The organism is Arthrobacter sp. UYCu511 (genome assembly GCF_040547105.1).
Classification (GTDB): Bacteria; Actinomycetota; Actinomycetes; order Actinomycetales; family Micrococcaceae; genus Specibacter; species Specibacter psychrochitiniphilus.
The window spans coordinates 396,791-410,578 of sequence record NZ_JBEPPB010000002.1; the positions used below are offsets into that span (position 1 = coordinate 396,791).

A 13,788-nucleotide genomic window follows, 5' to 3' on the forward strand; every position below is an offset into this window, starting at 1 on the left:
GCTCATTCCAAGAATAAGAGGACCGGACCCTTGCCGGGTCCGGTCCTCTTATCTAACTTGCAAAACTAGTACAACAGCGCAGCGTTTAGACCCCGCGTAGATCCAGCACCAGCTCTGTGGCCCCTGCTGCTGAAAGCACTACCGGGATACCCCAGTCCTGCTGGTACAGGTGGCAGGCCGCATGATCAGGGATCTCACCGTTAGCGTCCTCGGGACCGTCGCACGCGGCGGCCCTGGCGGTCAGGTGCAGCACACCTTCGGGAATGCCGGCGGCCAGAACCAGTGTCCGGTGCAGGCCCACGGAGGTTCCGCCGCCGCTTAGCAACAGCTCCGGCGGTGTGGAAGAGACCTTCAACTGGGTGGGGTCCCCCCAGCGGTCATCGAGTTTCTGCCCGGTTGGTGCGGAGAAGTTAATGGTGAGTTCCAGTTCACCGGGGGCAACCTCGGTTTTGGGCCGCTGCGTCTGAGCCGCTCCCTCATCTACCTGCAAGGCGTTCTTGGGCAGGGGAAGGCGGATCAGCTGGTGCTTGTTGGACTCAACCACAATGAGCAGCGGCACCTCTCCCGTTTCATCCAGCAGAACATCACTGGGCTCGGCCAAACCGCGGGCCAGGGTACTGACGGTTTTTGTGGCCGGATCATAGCGGCGCACGGCACCGTTGTAGGTGTCTGCAACTGCCACTGAACCATCAGGGAGCACCGCCACACCCAGTGGGTGCTGCAGGCGCGCTTGGGCTGCCTCGCCGTCACGGAAACCGAAATCAAAGAGTCCCTCGCCAAGGGCCGTCTCAACGTCCACCGCGCCTCCGTCTGAGAATTTGAGCACGCGCAAGGCGGATGTTTCAGAATCAGCAACCCAGATATTGCCCTTGGCGTCTTCTGTGACACCTGAGGGCTGGGCAAACCAGGCCTGCGCTCCCGGGCCATCCAGCAAGCCTTCAAGGCCATTGCCAGCGATCACAGTGACGGCGCCGCTGAGCGGGTCAAAATCAAAAATCTGGTGGGTTCCAGCCATCGCCACCACCACTGTCTCCAGAGCCGAAGAGTAGGCAACGTCCCACGGAGAGGACAGTGCTATCTCAAGCGGCGCGGTGCCGAGGTAAGTCTCCGAGGCTGCTTCGCCGTGGTCAGTCACACGGGCGGGGCCAGCATCCAGGAGCCGCTGGATACCGTTGCCAGCCAACGTGCGGACCGCCCCCGTTGCCAGCGTAATCCCGCGCAGGCGGTGGTTGACCGAATCCGCCACAACAACGTCGTAACCCACCGAGGCGGCGAGCTGCTCCGGGAGCAGTGCCAAACCATGAGGTTCATTGAACATGGCGTCCTCGGCCGTGCCGTCCAGGAAGCCCTTGGTGCCCGAGCCTATGGTGCGGACCAGGGTAGTCAGATCCGGGCTGGTTTCCACGAGGCGGTGATGGCCGGTGTCCGAGACCAAGAAGTTGCCATTGGTCAGGGGCAGCACCTTGCCGGGGAATCGAAGATCGCGAATAACAGGTTCTGGCGCAACGTAGGGGCCATCTCCCCGGTGCAAAGTGCCCTTGGCCTCATGCTCGGCAATGAGCTCGGGGATCAGGGTGGCCAGGCCAGCGGCATGGCCCTCACCTGATAGGTGCGCCACAATGTAGCCCTCCGGGTCAACAACCACCAGCGTGGGCCAGGCCCGGGCGGCGTACGCCTGCCAAGTGACCAACTCGGGATCGTCAAGGACCGGGTGTTGGATATCGTAACGTTCTACGGCAGAGGCAAGGGCTACCGGATCAGCCTCATGCTCAAACTTGGGAGAATGCACACCAACCGTCACCAGGACGTCCTTGAATTCGGTCTCCAGGGGGCGCAACTCATCCAGGACGTGCAGGCAATTGATGCAGCAGAAGGTCCAAAAGTCCAAAATGACGATCTTGCCGCGCAGCTTTTCCAGAGTCAGTTCAACGCCACCGGTGTTCAACCAGCCGCGACCTTCAAGCTCCGATGCCCGCACCCTGACAGGGTTGGCTGAGGTGGAGGTGGTTTTTGTTGCGGAATCCACTAGTTCGCTTCTCCTTGTGTTCCGGCCGGGGTCTCCGACTCACGGATATATCTGTTCTCGGTGGTGCTGTTCTTCGCCGCCCTGTTCTCGGCGTCTCCGGTCTCGGCGGGCCGCTCCTGCTCAGCGACTCCCAGACCGGAGTCTCCGTGGGTGGCGCCCGCGGTGGCACGGTGGCGCTGCGGTAGGTGCGGAACCCGGCCGCTGTTCGCCATGGCCGTATCACGGGCCGCCAGCTGGGCGAACATGTCATTGTAAGCACCCAGTTCGGCGTACTTATTCCTGTCCGCTGCCCGGTCCTTGCGTTTAGTCTCCCGCGCATCAGACTTTGACCACATATAGGCCACACCCATGGCGATCAGAAGAGTGGGGAATTCTCCCAGCCCCCACGCAATGCCACCTGCGGTTTGCTGGTCAACCAGCGCGGAATCACCCCAGGGCCGGCCCATGTTGCCGAAGTACTCACCGCTGAGCAGTGAGGTGGACATCATCAATGACACGCCAAAGAATGCGTGGAAGGCCATGGTGGCCAACAGCAGAACCAACCGCAAGGGGTAGGGCGCCCTGGTGGGAAGGGGGTCCTCACCGATCATGCTCTGCACAAAGATGTAACCGGTGATGGTGAAGTGCACAATCATGAGTTCATGACCCACGTGGTAGCGCATCGCGAAGTTGAAAGCCGGCGAGTAGTAGAACAGGAACAGGCTGCCGGAAAAGTTTGCGGCAGCAAACAACGGGTGCGTGATGACTTTGGAGTACTTGGAGTGAACCAGTACCAGAATCCATTCGCGGATTCCCCGCGATCCGTCCCTGCGTGGCGCGAGCGCCTGCAAGGCCAGCGAGATAGGTGAACCTATCGCCATGAACAGCGGGGCCACCGCCATCAGTGCCATGTGCTCCACCATATGGGCGCTGAAGGTTACGGCACCATAAACGGCCGGACCACCAGAGGTGATGTAAACCAGGGCCAGCAGGCCAGCGAACCAGGAGACGCTGCGCAGCACAGACCACTTGTCTCCACGCTTGCGCAATTTTATGACGCCCATCAGGTAGGCGGCACCGGCCAGCACGGCAAAAGCCACCCACAGCCAGTCCATCCGCCATTCGCTGAACCAGCGCGAGGTCACCAATTCCGGCGGCAGCGGGTAGCCCGTGAGGATTTGTGCAGGGGAGAGAGCCTCGACGCTCAACTCGCGGGACTGCGGTGGTGCCGAGCGGCCAAGGCCAACGGCAATACCGCTGACAATGCCCATGACCAACAGCTCCACAAAAATGAGCTGCCACAACAAGCGGCGGGAATTTGCCGTCTCCTTCCGGCCGCCTGCCAACCGTGGAATAATCCATTCCCGGTGCATGTAACCAATGACTCCCAGCACTACTGTTGCCGCGGACTTAGCCACGATGAGTTGTCCGTAGGTGGAGTAGAAAAGGTCATGCCAGCTGGTGATGCGGATGGCCGCGTTGATGACGCCCGAGCCGGCCACGGCCACGAAGGCAAAAAGTGCCAGCGCGGAGAAACGCTTCAAGGTTTGGGCCGTGATCTTGCCTAAAACCCCGGAAATTACCACTAGGACAATGATGCCCCCCACCCACAGGGAGGCGCCGGTAACATGCAGGAACAGCGAGTTCACTGCCCCCTTGTGGTCAGCACTGGAGGCCGAATGCCCAATCAGGGCCTGCGGGATGAAGGAGAGTACCGCCAGCACCAGAGGCACAGCCAATGCGCTGATATTGCGCAGGCCAAAAGTCAAGGTGGTGACTACAGCGGCAACAATCGTGATGATCAACCAGGCTTGTCCCACAGGAAGATCGGTGATGAAGAACACCAACATGTTGGTGTAGTCACTGCTGCCGTTCAAGGCTAGACCCGAAATGCTGGAGTACGTCAGTACCAGTACGGCAATAGCTGAAAGGGTCCATACTCCGCCAGCCACCATGGCAAGCGTCATGGCCCGGGCAAAAGCTGGATGTTCCGGCACTGTGACGCGCTTGGCGGCGTCGATCTTCTGGCTACCCGAATGCGGACGGTGCGCCTTGAGGTCCTTAGGCAGAATCACTACCGCGAACACCAACGCACCAATGACCGCGGAAAGGGCCAGATTATGAATGGTGGTAGCCACGGGCAGGCCCCAGCGCGTGAACGCGCCCGGATCGGCGAGCAATTGCACAGCAGTGGCCCCGGTCCACAGCAGCGATAACACCACTGCCACCATGGCAGCTGCCAAACCCAGCCACCACCAGGGGCTGGGAATACCGTCGGCAAAAGTACCCCCACGCGCTGGAGCAGGGGTGCGGACTGTGGCTGCTGAGGAAGACTCTTTGGGTGACACCCTCCCATTCTCCTGCACCTTGTGAACATCGGGCGAATCAGGGATCTCACAGGAATGTCCCGGAGCCAATAAAAACTGGCCACCGTTTCCCCCGAACGTTGGGCAGCGGCGCCGCAGCCGGGTAGGAACCGGCCTTAAATGTCTGAAGGCGGCCCGCTGTTGCCGGCCGCCTTCAGGGAAACTGTGCAGAAATTACTTCTTGACAGCAGCCTTCAGCTTGGAGCCAGCGGAGAGCTTCACGCTGTGGCCTGCTGCGATCTCAATTGCCTCACCCGTCTGGGGGTTGCGGCCGGTGCGTGCTGCGCGGTCGGTGCGCTCGATGGAGAGCCAGCCCGGGATGGTGATCTTTTCGCCAGCTGCAACGGAGCTCTCGAAGACGGAGAAGAGTGCATCCAAAACAGCGTTAACTGCGGTCTGGCTGGTCTCAGCCTTTGCAGCAACTTCAGCAACCAATTCGCTACGGTTCTTAGCCATGTTTGTCCTCCTGGACGTAAAGTGAATCCAATTCCACGCGGTTGAGTGTCAACCACTGCTAGCGAACTTACCAGTATTTCCGCGGAAATCCGGCAAATTTGGGCGTTTTTCAGTGATTTCGCAGACAAATTCCCCGGATTCTAGGGTTATTTCGCTCTCAGCCGAGCTTTTTACCTCCCCCAGCCGCGAAGTCCGGGGCCAGAACAGGGCCGCAACACCCGCCACCGCAGCCACCCAGAAGGTCGTCTGAGCAAATTAAGAGGGCAGCAAAAAGGCGGTGACCCGAAGGTCACCGCCTTTTTCAGACTAGCTTTACCAGCCTAAGCCGGTATTACCAGCTGGACTTCTTGATACCGGGCAGTTCGCCAGCGTGCGCCATCTTGCGGAAGCGTACACGGGAGATGCCGAACTTCTGGAGCGTTCCACGCGGACGGCCGTCAATGGCGTCGCGGTTACGAACACGTACCGGCGAGGCGTTGCGGGGGAGCTTCTGCAGGCCCAGGCGGGCTGCTTCTTTCTCTTCCGGAGTGGAGGCCGGGTTAACGAGGGCCTTCTTGAGGGCGAGACGCTTCTCGGCGTAACGCTCTACGATGACCTTGCGCTGCTCGTTCTTCGCGATCATGGACTTCTTAGCCATAGTCTTAGCGCTCCTCTCGGAATTCAACGTGCTGACGGATCTTGGGATCGTACTTCTTCAGAACCAAACGGTCCGGAGTGTTACGACGGTTCTTGCGTGTTACATACGTGAAACCAGTGCCCGCGGTGCTCTTGAGCTTGATGATCGGACGTACGTCCTTGTCTTTTGCCACTAGAGCTTCACCCCACGAGCGAGAATGTCGGCGACGACGGAGTCAATACCGCGAACGTCGATGGTCTTGATGCCCTTGACGGAAAGCTGCAACGTAACGTTGCGGCGCAAGGACGGTACCCAGTAGCGCTTCTTCTGGATATTCGGATCGAACCGACGCTTGTTGCGGCGGTGCGAGTGCGAAATGCTATGTCCGAAGCCCGGCTCGGCTCCAGTCACCTGGCAATGAGCTGCCATGATCACTCCTAATAAATATGTGAATACGGTTCACTGGTGTAAACCGTGCGAATAGGCAGCGTCCGCTCTTGGACAGCATGATTCCCAACCGTCATTTTCATGATGTTGAGGAAAAGGCCATCGAAGCGACTACCCGAATGCACGCAACTTGAGCCCCTAACTACCGGCCAGCGGGAGGATAATCACCGCAAACCGGAGCAATTGCACACGCTCCGCGCTACCTAGCGCCTACCCAGTCTAGTTGGAAAGGCTCGATTATCCCTAATTGGCCCATATCATGGCGCACATCAAACGGGCAGACGGTGGCGGAAAGGTATCCTCGCGCCCCGGCCGCCCGTCCCCCAAATCCTTCAGTGCTCCACGCCCAGGGCCCTAGGAACAGGGCCCTAGGCTCAAAAATTACGGGCGAAACGGACGGGCCAAATCCCCCGGATTTCTTGGTGGTCAGCCGGCTGATCCACCGCCATTGCTAAAACGGATTCAGTTTCATCCGCAAAGAATTGCTCACCAATAAATTTTTGCGTTTCAGGCACGTCTAATTGCCTCTGTACTAAATTCAAGACCGATCCCACTGCAACGCTCATGGCGCATTCCTTCCAGCATCCCCAGCATTTTGATCTTCCCTTGATCGTTGCTTTAGACACTACGGGCGGGCAGGAGGCACGGCATCGGTAATTACTACGTATCTTTCACCCGGAGGGGCACCACTGCATGGTTTGGTGCATGCGAAAAAATCAGGCCAGCGGGGATTGCAAGGCCGGCCAGCGGGCGCTGAGGTTGTCTCCTGAAGATACCCCGCGCAGGCGGCGGCTCACCCAAGGACCCACGTATTCTTTGGTCCAGGCTGCGTTTTCCTTGATGGTGACAGCCGTGGTGCGCACCGGGATGGGCGGCAAATCCGGCAGCGGAATACGGACAGTTTCACCCAGTTGTTCAAGGACCCGGTTGGCCATGTTGATGTGGCCCGGGGTGGACATGTGCATGCGGTCAATGCCCCAGAGACGCCAGTCGTTGTACTCGCGGAAACGCCAGTAGTCCACAAGTTCGGCGCCGTGGGACTCGGCAACCTCGCGGACAAGTTCGTTGTAAACAGCGGTGCGGCCGCGGATGCTGGCGAAGACCTTGGATGAGCTGGCGTCGTACCCGGTGAAGACCAGCAGGCGCGCACCGGTGGCCGCCAATTTGCCCAGCCCGTCGGAATATTTGGCGATCATGGCATCAATGTCCACCTTGGGGCGCAGGATGTCATTGATGCCCGCGTAAATGGTGACCAGGGTGGGGTTCATGGCCACGGCCGCATCTATCTGCTCAGCGAGAATCTGGTTCATTTTCTTGCCGCGGATGGCGAGGTTGGCATAACCCCAGGACTCTTCCGGGTGGGCCAGGGCCATTTGCTCTGCGGTCCTGTCCGCCCACCCCCGGACCTGGTTGGGAAGGGCAGGGTCGGTGTCACCCAGGCCTTCTGTGAATGAGTCGCCCAATGCCACGTACCGTGCCGAGAAATCCACGCTGCTCCTCGCCGCCAATCAAGCAAATAGCCGATCACCTGCGGTCTTGTTTCGCCAATAAATTAACTACGCTAATCCTATGACTTGGTTCCACTTTTCTAGGGTTCCACTTTTTCTGCGAGTGGGCTCGCCAGCCAGTTTGTGGGCTAGCTGGTACCGCAGCGCGGCAGGAACAAGCGGAACTTAGATGAGCCTTCGCAGGTCGGGGCTCCTCGGCTGGGCCGATTTAGGCGACCGTTTCGAGTTCTTCGCCCGCGTGTTCTTCTTCGCGGGCGGCCCGCAGCGCCGCGTATGCTCCTCCGGCGTCCCGCAGCCCTGCCGGTGTGCCCACTTCGGCGAGCAAACCACCGGCGAGCACTGCCAACTGCTCGGCGTCTTCCACCGTGGAGAGCCGGTGCGCGATGATCAGCGTGGTGCGTCCCACCGCCAGATGGTCCAGAGCCAGCTGGACTGCCGCTTCCGTGGTGTTATCCAGCGCCGAGGTGGCCTCATCCAGCACCAGCACCCGCGGATTGCGCAGAATAGTGCGGGCAATGGCCAGCCGTTGCTGCTCGCCCCCGGAGAAGCGGTGACCGCGGGCGCCCACCAGTGTGTCCAGCCCCTCCGGCAGAGACGCAATGAGGTCCGCAATCTGGGCTGATGCGAGCGCCTGCCACAGGGTTGCGTCGTCAGCATCCGGAGCGGCCAGCAACAGGTTTTCGCGGATGCTGGCGTGGGCTAGGTAGCTTTCCTGCGAAACCACACCAACAATTCGCGCCAGCACATCCGGGGCAATCTGGCGCACGTCCACACCGTCAATTGTGACGCGGCCACTCGTGACATCGTGCAGCCGGGGCAGCAAAGAGCCCAGCGTTGACTTGCCGGAGCCGGTAGGGCCAACCACGGCGGTGCTGGTGCCAGCCAACAGCGCAAGGTCGATGCCGCGCAAAACGTCAGCTCCGCCGTCGTACGCAAAATGGACATTTTCAAAGCGAACCTCACCCCGCACTGTGGCGGGATCCAGAGGAACCGGGTTCTCGGGGGCGGTGATCTCCGGAACCATGTCCAGGTATTCGAAGATGCGGCTGAACAGGGCCATGGCGCTGACCCACTGGACGCCGAGGTTCAGCAGGCCCATGATGGGGCGGAAAATGGTGGATTGCAGGGCGGTGAACGCCACGATGGTGCCGATGCTCAGCGTGGTCCCGGGCAGACCGCCGACGAAGTAGATCAGCGCGGGAATGGCGGAGAAGATGATGCTCATGGTGGCCATCCGCCAGCGGCCGGCCAGCTGCGAGCGCAGTTCCAGGCCAATGAGCCGTTCGGAGCTTTCGGTGTACCGGGCGGCGTCGCGGCCCGTGGTACCGAGCGTTTTGGCCAGGCGCACCCCGGATATGCTCAGCCCCTCCTCGACGTACGTGTTCATGGTGGCGAGCTCGGCCTGCATGGTAGAGGTGATGTCGCGCCGCAGCAGGGCCACGCGGCGGGAGAACCAGACGGCGGGCGGGATCACTAACAGGGACAGCAGAGACAGTTGCGGGGACAGCACCACCATGGCCACCGCAGTGGCAACGGCGGTGGTCACATTGGAGGCAATGCCCGTGGCCGTTGAGGTGATGACTGATTGCATGCCGGAAATGTCGTTGTTAAGCCGCGATTGCACCTCGCCGCTGCGGGTTCGCGTAAAGAATGCGAGCGACTGTTTTTGCAGGTGTGTGAACAGCCGGGTGCGCAGTGTGTGCATGATTTTTTGGCCCATGGCCGTGGTCATCCACGTCTGAATCACGCCGATAAACGCGGTTGCCGCGGCCACGGCAATCATGGCGCCTGCCAGCAGACCCAACAGCTGCAGGTCCTTGGCGGGCAGCGCTTGATCGATGATGCCGCGGACCAAAAATGGTTGCGCCAGTCCAACAATGCTGGAGACGCTGATGAGAAGCACCACGACGGCGATGGTCCCCTTGTGGGGTGCAAATAGTGCCGCGATGCGGTTGAGGCCAACGGGGTGGAGCTGGATCTGCTTCTTGTCCGCAGGGTTGATGCGGGCGGGGCCGCGCATGGTGAAATTTGAGGGGCCGGTGTCTTCACGGCCTGAATTTTGCGAGCGGTTCTTTTGAGGGCGGATGTTCTCCGTCATGGGCGACACCTCCATATGGTGTGCGGGGCACGGGACTCGCGCCAACTCATACAGAGGTTACCTCACTATGTGGTTTGAGGTCAAATTGTTATGCTTGGGCCTATGGCTTCCCCTGACGATGCACCCGAGCTCGGCGAGCTCTTTCACGCCACATTCCGGGGCTTACGCCGCACCTGGTCCGAGCAACTTGCCCCGTGGGGTCTGACCCCGCACCAGTGGCGAGCGCTGCTGACCCTCATGCGGCCTGGAGGTGGCGCCCCGGCCGCAGACTGCACCGGTTCCGGTGATGTGCGGTTAAAGGATTTGGCGCAGCGGCTGCGGATAGCCCCGCGATCGGCCACCGAAGTGGTTGATCAGCTCGAGGCCAAGGGTTTGGTGCGCCGCGAACCGGATCCTGGCGATAGGCGGGCCACACACATTGTGGCCACGGCATCCGGGGAACAACTTTTCGCCAACGTTCAAGCGGAGCGGCGCGGTAAATCCAGCGAATACTTTGCCCGGCTCAACGAGGCGGACCGAACCGACCTGGCCAGAATCCTGTCCCAACTCCCTCACTGACGGGTGCGCTCCCGCACTTTCGGGGCGTTCCCTAGAGACCGTCGGTTACCTTACGGGGGTTTTCACCGCACCCTCCGCACCCAACTACCGTCCCTATCCCAGCAATGGTGCGTTTTCGGCCGACGCTATCCCGGATCGACACGGCGCAGGCACTGGCCACCGTTGATGCGGCGCTGGCTCTGCTGCGGGAGCCAGCCACCGTCTCATAGGCAGCCGGGTTCATAGGCCACCGGAACCAAAAACGCACGGAGCATCACCCGGCTGGGCTCAGCCCTGCGGGGGTCCGGGGATATTAACCATCCATGGGACGCCGAATTTGTCCGTGAGTATGCCGAACGTGTCACCCCAGGGTGCTGTGGTGAGCGGCTCGGAAATGATTGCCCCGTCGGCGAGCGCGTCCCACCAGCCTCGCAGCACGGCGCCGTCGTCCCCACTGAGGGAAACGTTCGAATTGGCGATGAAGTCCATGCCGTTGGGGACATCGGCGCACATGATCACAAGTCCGTGCTCGCTGGTCAGCATGCCGTGCATGATCTTGTTTGCCTCGGCGGGGTCCTCAAACATCGGCATCTGCCCATAGGTACTTAGCTCTAGTGCCCCACCAAACACTAAGTGGTAGAACTCCAAGGAGGCACGAGCGCTGTCGCGGAAGTTCAGGTAGGGGTTCGGTCGCACAGTCATGGCATTCCTCCTGCGGGGTGGCGATTCACGGTGACCGTTGAGATTGCCCTCCCCAGGGCTGCCCACGTCACCCATTGGGTGGGAGAGCGTTCGTCAAAAACGCCCCGAAGGTGGGAGAGCGTTTGTCAGAAACGCCCCGAAGGTGGGATAGCGTCGGTTCTTCGGGTCAGCCGGGGAGCGCTTGGCCTTTGCGCCAATAGCCCATGAAGGCGACGGCGTTGCGGTCCATCCCCACATCCCGCACTAAGTAGCGGCGTAGCGTCCGGATGGTGGCCGCTTCCCCCGCAAGCCAAGCGTAAAGCCCGTGGCCGGGGCTTGCGGCCGGGGTCTCCCACAGGATGGAGGCGTCGATGTCCACGTCCTCGGGCTCCTCTCCGCGTTCGCAGGCGGCAGGGGCAATAAGAGCCTCCACATCCGCCACTAACGCCTGACCGTGCGGCTTCTCCCCCCGAGCAAACCAGCGGACCTCAACCCCAGGCGGGACAGCCAGGTCCAGGAAATCCTCGGCGGTGGGCACTTCTAGGACTGCGTGGCCGGTGGCGTGCTCCGGCATGCTTTCCAGGATGGCGGCAATGGCGGGTACGGCCGTTTCGTCCCCTACCAGCAGCATCCGGCGGCCCTCGCCCGGCGCGTACTCAATGCCCACGCAATCTCCCCACCGGGAGCACGGACCAATGATCATCATGGAATCCCCTGGCGCGGCAGCCGCAGCCCATTCGGCGGCCGGCCCCGAGCCGCCGTCGAGATGCAGCACAAAGTCAACATCCAGCTCGGCCGGAACGGCAGGGCGGCCACCGGCAGCGGGCACCGCACGGCGCAAGGCCCGGACGGTGTAGGTGCGCATAACCCCGCGCACCGACTCGTCCAGGGCGCGCCATTGTGTGTACCAGTCGTTCTGCAGGGAGCCGCGGATATGGCTCAGCTGCGGCAATGCGTGCCCGGGCGAGGGGATCATGACCTTGATCCGCAAATCCAGCGTTTGCCCGGCTGCGTTGGCACCAAACAATGCCAGGTCATCCCCACGGAAGGTGATGCGACGGAAGTGCGGGCTCAGCTGTGCCACCGCACTGACTTTTAGGTCAAACGCCCTGATGGGCCGGATCTCGTCCGCCTGCACGGTGCCGACTTCCCCGTTCTGTTCCTCAACTGCTGCGCTCATGCCTGCACTCCTTCCACTTCGGGCACACTCTCAAGACCCTGCAATTTCGCCGCCGCAGCTTCCGCCAGCAGCGCGGCCCGGCGCCCAATGGGCACCACCATGGGCGTGCCCACCACGGGATCGGCCACCACCACGGATTCAAGCCCAAACACTTTCTGCACCAGCTCCGCCGTCATGACCTTTTCGGGCGCACCCTGAGCCACCACTGCCCCGTCCTTCATGGCAATCAGGTGATCGGCGTAGCGCGCGGCCAAGTTCAAATCGTGCAGCACAATGGCCACCGTAATCCCGCGCCGCGCATTTAATTCCGAGACCACATCCAGCACCTCCACCTGGTGCGCCAAATCAAGGTACGTGGTGGGTTCATCCAGCAGCAGCACATCGGTCTCTTGCGCGAGCGCCATGGCAATCCAGACGCGTTGGCGCTGCCCGCCGGAGAGTTCGTCAATGCTGCGCCCGGCCAGTTCCGCCGTACCTGTGACGTTCAGCGCGGCAGCCACAGCGTCATCATCCGCCGTGCTCCACTGCCGGAACCAGCCCTGGTGCGGACTGCGCCCACGCCCCACAAGGTCGGCCACGCTAATGCCGTCCGGTGCGGTGGGCGTTTGCGGCAGGATGCCCAGCTTGCGGGCCAGGGTACGGGTGGGGACCTTGTGAATATCCTCCCCGTCCAGATGGACGACGCCGGCACCTGGCTTGAGTAGCCTGGCCAACCCGCGCAGCACCGTGGATTTGCCGCAGGCGTTGGCGCCCACAATGATGGTCACCTTCCCTGCCGGCAGTTCCACGTCCAGGTCCGCCACAATGGTCCTCTCGCCGTAGCCTAGCGAGAGGCCGGTGGCACTCAGGGTTGCTACCGGGGGCATCGCATCCGGGTTGTTTGGGCGCATGGCCATGTCAGCCTCCTTGGTTGGCACGGTTGGTGTAAATGAGCAGCCACAGCAGGAACGGCGCACCAAGCGCGCCGGTGACAACACCCACGGGCAGGGACGTTCCGGGTATGGCATTGACGGCGACAAAGTGGGCTGCGAGCACTATTGCGGCCCCCACTAAACCGGATAGAGGCAGCGACGCCGCTCCCCCGTTCAGCCGCTTGGCGATGGGTCCGGACAGGAACGCCACGAAGGCAATGGGCCCGGCAGCCGCCGTCGGCAGTGCCGCGAGCAGCACGCCGAGAATGGTCAGCAGCAGCCGGGCACGCGGCACATTGAAGCCCAGGCCCGCGGCCGTATCACCGCCCAGCGAGAGCCCGCGCAGCTCCCGCGAACCCACCGCCACGAATGGTGCCAGCACCACAAGGGCAATGGTCAGCAGGCCCACCCGCTCCCAGTTGGCGGAGTTCAGCGAACCGGTCAGCCACACCATGAGCTCCTGCGCATTGCTGACGTCCGCGCGCGACATTAAGAACGTGACCACGGCCTGCATGAATGCTGCAGCGCCGATCCCGATCAGGATCAGGCCTGTGCCGCCGCGTCCCCGTGCGAGCACTGTAATCACCAAGGCCACAAGTAGCGCGCCAATGATCGCGGCCACCGAAACACCCGCCCCGCGCACCCCGAACAGCACCACGGCGGCAACCGCGGTGGCACTTGCCCCGTAGCTGATGCCAATGATGTCCGGGCTGGCAAGCGGGTTGCGCAGCATGGTCTGAAACACGGCACCGGCCACGCCGAACGACGCCCCAGCCAGCATTCCCAACAGCGCCTGCGGCAGCTTGTTTTCCATGACAATAAAGCTCGCCCCGGGGATGGTCTTCCCGCCGAGCATGGCGAAGAAGTCGGGGATGGTGACGGTGTAGCTGCCGAGCAGGATGTTCACGGCCAACAGCGCAAACACCAGAGCAGCCATGGTGCCCATAAGGCAGGCACGACGGCGGCGCGGCGCCTTCCGCGCA

At 61.8% G+C, this 13,788-nt stretch carries 14 protein-coding genes; 1 reads left to right on the plus strand and 13 read right to left on the minus strand.

Annotated elements, in window-relative coordinates; translation table 11 throughout:
- Positions 1–85 precede the first annotated feature (85 nt).
- The 9 genes from ABIB48_RS05100 to ABIB48_RS05140 all read right to left on the minus strand — a co-directional run bounded on the left by ABIB48_RS05100 (position 86) and on the right by ABIB48_RS05140 (position 9,418).
- Positions 86–2,026 carry an NHL domain-containing thioredoxin family protein gene (locus ABIB48_RS05100; RefSeq protein ID WP_354212325.1) on the minus strand — a complete coding sequence of 647 codons (1,941 nt, stop codon included), beginning with the start codon at positions 2,024–2,026 and terminating at the stop codon, positions 86–88.
- On the minus strand, positions 2,026–4,236 hold the full coding sequence (locus ABIB48_RS05105; protein WP_354212388.1) for a bifunctional copper resistance protein CopD/cytochrome c oxidase assembly protein: 2,211 nt from the start codon (positions 4,234–4,236) through the stop codon (positions 2,026–2,028). The genes ABIB48_RS05100 and ABIB48_RS05105 overlap by 1 nt, the downstream gene beginning before the upstream one ends.
- 309 nt (positions 4,237–4,545) lie before the next feature.
- Positions 4,546–4,827: an HU family DNA-binding protein gene (locus tag ABIB48_RS05110; protein WP_110105236.1), complete on the minus strand. Its 282-nt coding sequence runs from the start codon at positions 4,825–4,827 to the stop codon at positions 4,546–4,548.
- Between the two features lie 331 nt (positions 4,828–5,158).
- Positions 5,159–5,464, minus strand: a complete 306-nt coding sequence (gene rpsN / locus ABIB48_RS05115; RefSeq protein WP_062007872.1) for a 30S ribosomal protein S14 — start codon at positions 5,462–5,464, stop codon at positions 5,159–5,161.
- A 4-nt stretch (positions 5,465–5,468) separates the two neighbouring features.
- Positions 5,469–5,636: a 50S ribosomal protein L33 gene (gene rpmG / locus ABIB48_RS05120; RefSeq protein ID WP_044574616.1), complete on the minus strand. Its 168-nt coding sequence runs from the start codon at positions 5,634–5,636 to the stop codon at positions 5,469–5,471.
- Positions 5,636–5,872, minus strand: a complete 237-nt coding sequence (gene rpmB / locus ABIB48_RS05125; protein ID WP_044574618.1) for a 50S ribosomal protein L28 — start codon at positions 5,870–5,872, stop codon at positions 5,636–5,638. The genes rpmG and rpmB overlap by 1 nt, the downstream gene beginning before the upstream one ends.
- Before the next feature lie 392 nt (positions 5,873–6,264).
- Positions 6,265–6,456 (minus strand): hypothetical protein, encoded by a 192-nt coding sequence (locus tag ABIB48_RS05130; RefSeq protein WP_110105237.1) that lies wholly within the window; start codon positions 6,454–6,456, stop codon positions 6,265–6,267.
- A gap of 150 nt (positions 6,457–6,606) precedes the next feature.
- Positions 6,607–7,380, minus strand: coding sequence for an SGNH/GDSL hydrolase family protein (locus ABIB48_RS05135; protein WP_354212326.1), 774 nt, complete (start codon positions 7,378–7,380; stop codon positions 6,607–6,609).
- 226 nt (positions 7,381–7,606) lie between these two features.
- Positions 7,607–9,418 carry an ABC transporter ATP-binding protein gene (locus ABIB48_RS05140; RefSeq protein WP_245932079.1) on the minus strand — a complete coding sequence of 604 codons (1,812 nt, stop codon included), beginning with the start codon at positions 9,416–9,418 and terminating at the stop codon, positions 7,607–7,609.
- Positions 9,419–9,598: 180 nt separating this feature from the next.
- On the opposite strand from ABIB48_RS05140, the gene ABIB48_RS05145 reads away from it, so the two are divergent.
- Complete coding sequence (locus ABIB48_RS05145) at positions 9,599–10,054, plus strand: MarR family winged helix-turn-helix transcriptional regulator (protein ID WP_315913880.1); 456 nt, start codon at positions 9,599–9,601, stop codon at positions 10,052–10,054.
- Positions 10,055–10,321: 267 nt separating this feature from the next.
- Here ABIB48_RS05145 and ABIB48_RS05150 read toward each other — a convergent pair whose 3' ends face one another.
- The 4 genes from ABIB48_RS05150 to ABIB48_RS05165 form a co-directional block, all read right to left on the minus strand.
- Complete coding sequence (locus ABIB48_RS05150; protein WP_354212327.1) at positions 10,322–10,735, minus strand: VOC family protein; 414 nt, start codon at positions 10,733–10,735, stop codon at positions 10,322–10,324.
- Between the two features lie 166 nt (positions 10,736–10,901).
- Positions 10,902–11,894 (minus strand): siderophore-interacting protein, encoded by a 993-nt coding sequence (locus tag ABIB48_RS05155; RefSeq protein ID WP_354212328.1) that lies wholly within the window; start codon positions 11,892–11,894, stop codon positions 10,902–10,904.
- Positions 11,891–12,790, minus strand: a complete 900-nt coding sequence (locus ABIB48_RS05160) for an ABC transporter ATP-binding protein (protein WP_245932069.1) — start codon at positions 12,788–12,790, stop codon at positions 11,891–11,893. Before ABIB48_RS05160 ends, ABIB48_RS05155 begins: the two co-directional genes overlap by 4 nt.
- 1 nt (position 12,791) lies before the next feature.
- Positions 12,792–13,751 carry a FecCD family ABC transporter permease gene (locus ABIB48_RS05165; protein ID WP_315914114.1) on the minus strand — a complete coding sequence of 320 codons (960 nt, stop codon included), beginning with the start codon at positions 13,749–13,751 and terminating at the stop codon, positions 12,792–12,794.
- Between the last annotated feature and the right edge of the window lie 37 nt (positions 13,752–13,788).

Bases quoted from the DNA above. Each gene is read 5' to 3' on its own strand.
- ABIB48_RS05145 (WP_315913880.1), top strand. From the start codon at position 9,599: ATGGCTTCCCCTGACGATGCACCCGAGCTCGGCGAGCTCTTTCACGCC.
- rpsN (WP_062007872.1), bottom strand. From the start codon at position 5,464: ATGGCTAAGAAGTCCATGATCGCGAAGAACGAGCAGCGCAAGGTCATC.
- ABIB48_RS05155 (WP_354212328.1), bottom strand. From the start codon at position 11,894: ATGAGCGCAGCAGTTGAGGAACAGAACGGGGAAGTCGGCACCGTGCAG.
- ABIB48_RS05140 (WP_245932079.1), bottom strand. From the start codon at position 9,418: ATGCGCGGCCCCGCCCGCATCAACCCTGCGGACAAGAAGCAGATCCAG.
- ABIB48_RS05160 (WP_245932069.1), bottom strand. From the start codon at position 12,790: ATGGCCATGCGCCCAAACAACCCGGATGCGATGCCCCCGGTAGCAACC.
- ABIB48_RS05165 (WP_315914114.1), bottom strand. From the start codon at position 13,751: ATGGGCACCATGGCTGCTCTGGTGTTTGCGCTGTTGGCCGTGAACATC.
- ABIB48_RS05130 (WP_110105237.1), bottom strand. From the start codon at position 6,456: ATGAGCGTTGCAGTGGGATCGGTCTTGAATTTAGTACAGAGGCAATTA.
- rpmB (WP_044574618.1), bottom strand. From the start codon at position 5,872: ATGGCAGCTCATTGCCAGGTGACTGGAGCCGAGCCGGGCTTCGGACAT.
- ABIB48_RS05110 (WP_110105236.1), bottom strand. From the start codon at position 4,827: ATGGCTAAGAACCGTAGCGAATTGGTTGCTGAAGTTGCTGCAAAGGCT.
- ABIB48_RS05150 (WP_354212327.1), bottom strand. From the start codon at position 10,735: ATGACTGTGCGACCGAACCCCTACCTGAACTTCCGCGACAGCGCTCGT.
- ABIB48_RS05105 (WP_354212388.1), bottom strand. From the start codon at position 4,236: ATGGTGGCAGTGGTGTTATCGCTGCTGTGGACCGGGGCCACTGCTGTG.